Source organism: Colwellia sp. Bg11-12, from assembly GCF_014076955.1.
Lineage (GTDB): Bacteria > Pseudomonadota > Gammaproteobacteria > Enterobacterales > Alteromonadaceae > Colwellia_A.
In genome coordinates this window covers 179,198-186,521 of the sequence record NZ_JACGUZ010000050.1, presented here as the reverse complement: position 1 = coordinate 186,521, position 7,324 = coordinate 179,198, and the positions used below count along the sequence as shown (strand labels likewise).

4 protein-coding genes are annotated in these 7,324 nt (G+C 38.5%); 2 read left to right on the top strand and 2 right to left on the bottom strand.

All coding sequences use genetic code 11. The features are described from left to right. Nucleotides 1-235 precede the first annotated feature (235 nt). Together ompR and envZ are read left to right on the top strand one after the other, a co-directional pair. Entirely contained in the window at nucleotides 236-964 is a 729-nt protein-coding gene (gene ompR, locus H4J39_RS02715) for a two-component system response regulator OmpR (protein WP_182178926.1), read from the top strand. 55 nt (nucleotides 965-1,019) lie between these two features. Then, nucleotides 1,020-2,315: a two-component system sensor histidine kinase EnvZ gene (gene envZ, locus H4J39_RS02710; RefSeq protein WP_182225865.1), complete on the top strand. Its 1,296-nt coding sequence runs from the start codon at nucleotides 1,020-1,022 to the stop codon at nucleotides 2,313-2,315. A 266-nt stretch (nucleotides 2,316-2,581) separates the two neighbouring features. On the opposite strand, the gene pckA is transcribed toward envZ, so the two are convergent. Continuing rightward, complete coding sequence (gene pckA, locus H4J39_RS02705; RefSeq protein ID WP_182225864.1) at nucleotides 2,582-4,192, bottom strand: phosphoenolpyruvate carboxykinase (ATP); 1,611 nt, start codon at nucleotides 4,190-4,192, stop codon at nucleotides 2,582-2,584. A 473-nt stretch (nucleotides 4,193-4,665) separates the two neighbouring features. After that, a complete protein-coding gene (locus H4J39_RS02700) occupies nucleotides 4,666-7,263 on the bottom strand; it encodes a penicillin-binding protein 1A (RefSeq protein WP_182225863.1) in 2,598 nt (865 codons plus the stop codon). Between the last annotated feature and the right edge of the window lie 61 nt (nucleotides 7,264-7,324).

Sequence of the window (7,324 nt, the reverse complement as noted above, 5' to 3'; positions counted from 1 at the left end):
CCGTGAAGGTGGTCGTACAGTTGGTGCTGGTGTTGTATCTAAAATCATTGACTAGTTCCTGATTTTAGTTCTCACGAGAACTGAGAAAAAGACGCTTCGGCGTCTTTTTTTATGTCTAAAATTTGTCAAATTTCATAAATTGTAACAAATACCTTTACTTTAATTCTTAACAGCAGCTTTATTATTACTTTTTTTAGATTATAGTAAACTCGAGAATATTATAGGATGAAAACCCATGAGTAATGAAACTAAAAAAATATTAGTAGTTGATGATGATATGCGCCTTAGAGCGCTGCTAGAGCGATATCTAGTTGAACAAGGTTTTGTTGTGCGCACCGCGGCAAGCTCAGAGCAAATGGATCGTTTACTTGAGAGAGAAAATTTCCACCTGTTAGTATTAGACCTGATGTTACCCGGTGAAGACGGCTTATCTATTTGTCGTCGCTTACGCCAACAATCTAATGATATGCCAATTGTGATGTTAACCGCAAAAGGTGATGAAGTGGATCGTATTATTGGCTTGGAGCTGGGGGCGGATGATTACATGCCTAAACCGTTTAACCCTAGAGAATTATTAGCTCGCATTAAAGCGGTCTTAAGACGAAGAGTTCAAGAGGCACCAGGTGCGCCATCACAAGAAGAAAATATTGTTTCGTTTGGCGAGTATCAGCTAAACCTTGCAACAAGAGAAATGGTAAAAGGCGATATCAATATGCCATTAACCAGTGGTGAATTCGCTGTTTTAAAAGCACTTATTACACACCCTAGAGAGCCTCTCTCTCGTGACAAATTGATGAACTTAGCACGTGGCAGAGATTATTCAGCATTAGAGCGTAGTATTGACGTACAGGTTTCACGTTTAAGAAGAATGCTGGAAGTAGACCCCGCTAAACCTCGTTATATTCAAACCGTTTGGGGCTTAGGTTACGTTTTTGTTCCTGAGGGTAAAGACGTTGCACAATAAGTTTAATGTCGATAAACGCTGCATATAACTTAATGTCAAACAATGGATGTAAGCCATGAGAATATTACCACGTAGTGCTTTTGGGCAAACCGTTCTGTTGATCGGTTTTTTACTATTGATTAACCAAGTCGTTTCTTGGGTATCTATGGTTTATTACATTATTCAACCTAATACTCAGCTCACTAATGAGTTGTTAGCAAAACAAGTGCGTGTTGTACTTATTGACATTGACGATGATTTGTTAAGAAAGGCTTTTTCAACCTCCTTTCAAGAAAAAACAGGTATCGAAGTGTATCGCGAGAGTGATGCGTTATCGTCAGGGCTTGCAGAAGCGACTTATCTTGTTCATCGCTCTAAAGAAATGTCCAAACTACTTAATGGTGATGCTGAACTTCGACTTACCCAAGGTGGGGACGAGTATATTTTCTGGATCAGGCCTCCTCAAGCCCCTCATTACTGGATAAGAATTCCTCTTTCAGGTTTAGAAGAGGCAAACTTCTCACCGTTAACCGTTGTGCTAATGTTTCTTGGCTTGCTAAGTGTTATTGGTGGCTGGTTGTTTGTCAGACAAATAAATCGTCCCTTAAAAGCATTACAAAAAGCAGCCGAAGATGTTGGCCGTGGCGAATTCCCTCCACCTTTAGCTGAACAAGGTACCACTGAAATTGTGGCGGTAACTCAAGCGTTTAATCATATGTCACGTGGGATAAAGCAACTCGAAGAAGACCGTAATTTATTAATGGCAGGTATTTCCCATGATTTACGCACACCGCTAACAAGAATTCGGCTTGCAGCAGAGATGATGTCATCGCAAGATGAATTTTTAAAAGAGGGTATTGAAGGCGATATTGATGATATGAACAGCATCATTGATCAATTTATCGATTACATACGCCATAACAGTAAAGACAAGCCCGAGCTTTGTGATCTTAATCATTTAATAAATGATGTCATGCAAACGGAGATGATTTCTGGTCGTCAGATAAAGTTTTTGGAAGAAGAGTTACCTGAAATACCGCTGCGTTTTGTTGCAATGAAAAGGGCTGTTGCCAACATTATACAAAATGCTTTACGCTACTCTGACGGTGATATTGAGATTACTACAGGAATTTCAGATGATAAAAAGTTTGTTTATTTTTGTGTGTGTGATTCAGGTCCTGGTATTCTTGAAGAAGATATAGAGCGTTTATTTCAACCTTTTACTCAAGGAGATATAGCGCGAGGTACAGAAGGAAGTGGTTTAGGTTTAGCAATAATAAAGAAAATTGTGAACACTCATGGTGGGCACGTTCATTTAACCAACCGTGAACAAGGTGGTTTGTCTGCAAAGGTTTTATTACCCATCAAGTAAATTTTATTATCAGTCTTACTTTTAGCTTAACCTCCTCGTTATCTCGGTAACTGTTCATCCCTGCAGTCATGGCACCGCGTTATACCGTTGACGTGCGTGGATGCACTAATGCCATGAAGGCATGGATGCCTAAGAATGGCCATCCTGAACATGGTCACTCTTTCACATCCATGTGATCGTGACATACCGTTCATCCTGAACATAAAAAAGCCGCTAAACGGAAACGTTTAGCGGCTTTCAAATTATAACATTAACACTTTAAGTTTTTATAGCTGGGGTCCAGCGTCAACTAATGACTTACCATTGTCAGTATCGGTAAACTTATTAAAGTTATTAACAAAGCGTTTAGCTAAATCTACTGCTTTAACGTCCCACTCTTCTTTATCCGTATAAGTATCGCGAGGGTCAAGAATATCACCTTCAACGCCGTCAACTTTAGTAGGGATCTCTAAATTGAATAAAGGTAAAACAGTCGTTTCAGCGCTATCTATTGAGCCATCTAAAATTGAATCAATAATTGCACGTGTGGCTTTTATTGAGATACGCTTGCCTGTGCCATTCCAGCCAGTGTTCACTAAGTAAGCTTCAGCACCTACAGCTTGCATACGTTTACGTAAAACTTCAGCGTACTGTGTTGGGTGCAAGCTTAGGAATGCTGCACCAAAACAACTCGAAAATGTTGGGGTAGGTTTGGTAATACCACGCTCAGTTCCCGCTAGTTTTGCTGTAAAACCAGATAAAAAGTAATATTCAGTTTGTGCTGGCGTTAATTTTGAAACTGGAGGCAAAACACCGAAAGCATCAGCAGTTAAGAAAATAACTTTTTTCGCATGGCCGGCACGAGAAATTGGCTTAACAATATTCTCGATATGATCAATAGGGTATGAAACACGCGTGTTTTCAGTTTTTGAATTATCGTCAAAATCAATTTTACCGTGCTCATCAACACTTACATTTTCTAATAGCGCATTACGACGGATAGCGTTGTAAATATCAGGTTCATTTTCTTTACTTAAATTGATGGTTTTAGCATAACAACCACCTTCAAAGTTGAAAACACCATTATCATCCCAACCATGTTCATCATCGCCAATAAGCTGACGTTTAGGATCAGTAGACAGTGTAGTTTTACCTGTGCCCGACAATCCAAAAAATACCGCAACATCGCCTTCTTCGCCAACGTTAGCACTACAATGCATTGAAGCAATGCCTTTTAAAGGGAGTAGGTAGTTCATCATTGAGAACATACCTTTTTTCATTTCTCCGCCGTACCAAGTACCGCCGATTAATTGAATTTTTTCAGTAAGGTTAAAGGCAACAAAGTTCTCAGAGTTAAGTCCTTGTTCTTGCCATTTATCATTAGTTGTTTTAGCGCCATTCATTACGATGAAGTCTGGTTCGTAATCTTTCAACTCTTCATCCGAAGGGCGAATAAACATGTTTTTAACAAAGTGAGCTTGCCATGCAACCTGAGTGATAAAGCGAACTTTTAAACGGGTATCAGCATTTGCACCACAATAGGTGTCTACAACAAATAAGCGTTGCTTCGAAAGCTGAGTTGTCACTAAAGTCTTTAAATGATCCCAAGTTTCTTGCGTCATTGGTTTGTTATCATTCTTACCTTGATCAGACCACCAAACAGTATCACGACTTGTATCATCGCGAACAATGTACTTATCTTTAGGTGAACGACCAGTAAAAATACCGGTGTCGACATTAACCGCGCCAAGCTCGGTTTCTACGCCTTTATCAAAACCTGTAAGTTCAGACTTTGTTTCTTCAGCAAAGAGTAACTCGTAAGAAGGATTGTAAACAACCTCGGCAACATCATTGATGCCATATACAGATAAATCAATTGAGCTTTCTAAAGAAGCCATAGCGAATACTCTCCTAAAAGTATGATGGTGAACATTTGTTTATTAAACATGTTTGAGAACGCAATTTTAGGCGATTATTAGGCAAAACGAAAGTAAAATTTCTTTCGTTGTGAAAGTTTTCATTATAACTTTCATTTATAGTAGGGGGGAGGCAATAAATGTGATTAAAAATTTATGCATAAATATTTTATTTTGTAACGTTTGTTGTTAAATTTAATTCTTTTATTACAAATGGTTAGTTTTAAATGTGATATTTAATTGTTCTGTAATATTTTTATATTTTGCAATCGATTTACATAACATAAAGTAGAATTTATTTTCATAAAGGAGATGAAAATATTAATTAAATGTTTTGTTACGTAAGAAAATATTCGCAAATGAAAGTTATATAGCAAAATAAAACAATTAATGCACAGTAATTATATAAATTCAGTCAACACATTAACTATATTGTTAGGTTATGTGTTGCTAAATTAAAAAATGTCACCGTTACTGCTCTCATCAAGAGAACGTGAGCCGTCAAGTATTTCACTACTGTTGTCTTGTGTTACAGATTCGGTTGGTGCGGTACCAAACTGAAAATATTCGAAAAAGCTGGTTTTATCGGTTTTATTAGTAAGTTTACCCGTACTTTTATCAATGCGTACCGAGACGATATCAACAGGTTGAACAAAAGGTTCTTCTGGGTAATCGACCAAGGCAACTTCCATAAATTTTATCCATGCTGGTTGTGCTGATTTTGCACCGGCTTCCCCACCAGTAACTTGATTTTTATCAAGATTACTATTATAACGGGTTCTACCTAGGTTTCTTTCTGGATTGTCAAAGCCAACCCAAGATGTTGTAACTAACCGACGGCTGAAACCAGAAAACCATGCATCTTTTGATTCATTCGTTGTACCTGTTTTTCCTGCAATATCATGTCGCTTTAATGATTGTGCTCGATAGCCTGTTCCTTGCCAATAGGGTTTCATTCGCCAGTCTGAACCCCAAATTGCTGCATTTAATGCTTGTGTAACCAAGAAAGCATTCTGTGGGCTTATTACTCGCGCCGCTTTAATAAGCGGGAGTGGCTCTTTCTCGGGTGATATGTCAAAAGTTTCCAAAGTAGGAGCAATATCTTGTTTATTATCGTCTACCTGACAATACTCACAGGCAATAGCAGGGTTCGCTTGGAAAAGCACTTTGCCAAAAGAATCTTCAATTCTGTCAATTAAATAAGGTTTAATTAAAAAACCACCATTAGCAAAGGTCGCAAATCCCGTGGCCACTTCTAGCGGTGTTAAAGATGCCGAGCCCAGTGCTAATGATTCGTTATGGGGTAATTCATTGGGTACAAAACCAAAAGCAGCTAGATGAGGAATTATTTTGTCTAGTCCAACAGCTCTTAATAGCCGTACGGCAATAACATTTTTAGATTGCGCTAACGCTAATCGAACACGAATATCACCATTATAGATTGGTGGAGAATTCTCAGGACGCCAAACAACACCCGTACTTTGATCCCACTGATTGATAGGAGCATCATTAACCAATGTTGCTAACGTAAATCCATTGTCTAAAGCAGCAGAATAAATAAAAGGTTTAATATTAGAACCTACTTGACGTTTTGCTTGCGTTACTCGGTTAAATTGGCTTTGTTGAAAGCTAAATCCGCCAATAGCCGCTTTTATTGCGCCATTATCTGTTGATAAAGAAATTAAAGCAGAGCTAACTTCTGGTAGTTGGCTTAATGTAAACCCCTGTGTTGATTTAATAACAAAGACCATGTCTGCATAATGCAATATATCGCTGGCAATTTTAGGTGCTGCTCCTTGTTTTTCATCATTGATAAATTCGCGTGCCCATGACATACCTTGCCAAAAAATTTCACCTTCTTGCAACGTTACACGAGAATTTTTTTCAGCACCCAAAAATTTAATTTTTGCTGACTGTTCTGAAACGCTAATAACCACGGCTGGGACTAATCGTTGATAATTTTTTACTTTTTTCAGTGCTTGGAAAATTTCATCATCGCTGAGTTCATGGTTCTGATCTGCTGAGTTGATAAGGTTGCGGTTGGTATTAGCGATGTTTTTGTCGTTTTCGCTCATGTCGGGTCGTAAAGAAAAAGCCGCACCTCGATAACCATGGCGTTGATCATAAGCGAGTAGATTATCTACCACCGCTTTTTTTGCTGCATTTTGCAACGTTGAATTAACGGTTAAATAAACGTTATAACCACCGGTATAAGCGAGCTCCTTACCGTAAAGATCTATCATCTCTTGATGTGCCATTTCTGCAATGTAAGGTGCATTTAACTCGATTTTTGCACTATGTCTTTTACCGGTAATAGGTGCCATGTTTGCTTGTGATAACTCAGCCGAGTTGATATATCCTGCGCTATACATGCGCTGTAAAACAATGCCACGGTTAGCCTTGGCATTCTTGGGGGACCGTATGGGGTTCAAATTAGAAGGCGCTTTAGGCAAGCCAGCAAGAACAGCTATTTGTGCTAGGGTAAGGTCTTTTACATCTTTACCATAATAAACTTGTGCCGCTGCGCCAAAACCAAAACTGCGATGCCCCAGTGGAATTTTGTTCATATATAGGGCGAGTATCTCATCTTTTGTTAGTAAGCTTTCAATATGAAAAGATAAAAATATTTCGCGAATTTTTCGCGTGTAAGTCACTTCACGCGACAAGAAAAAATTTCGGGCAACTTGCATCGTAATGGTACTAGCACCCCCTTTATTTTGCCCCATAAGTTTACCTAAAACCGCTCTGCCTATCCCGATGGGGTCAACACCAAAATGTAGGTAGAAACGGTCGTCTTCACTGGCTAAAATAGCATTGATAAGTTGCTGCGGAAATTCGTTAAGCGTTAGGGGGATGCGTTTTTTTTCGCCAAATTGATTGATTAACTTATTATCAGCACTAAAAATTTGCATAGGCGTTTGCCATTGCATGTCTTTTAGCGATTCCACATTGGGCAATTCACTGCGCATTGATAAATATAAAGCAACTAAAGATAAACAAGCTAATAATGTAAGAATTAGCCCTACTTTTATGAGACGTTTCAATAAATGCACTAAATTATTCTCTCAATATTGGACAAAAAAACGATTAATATCGCTAGTATATCCTGTAAAA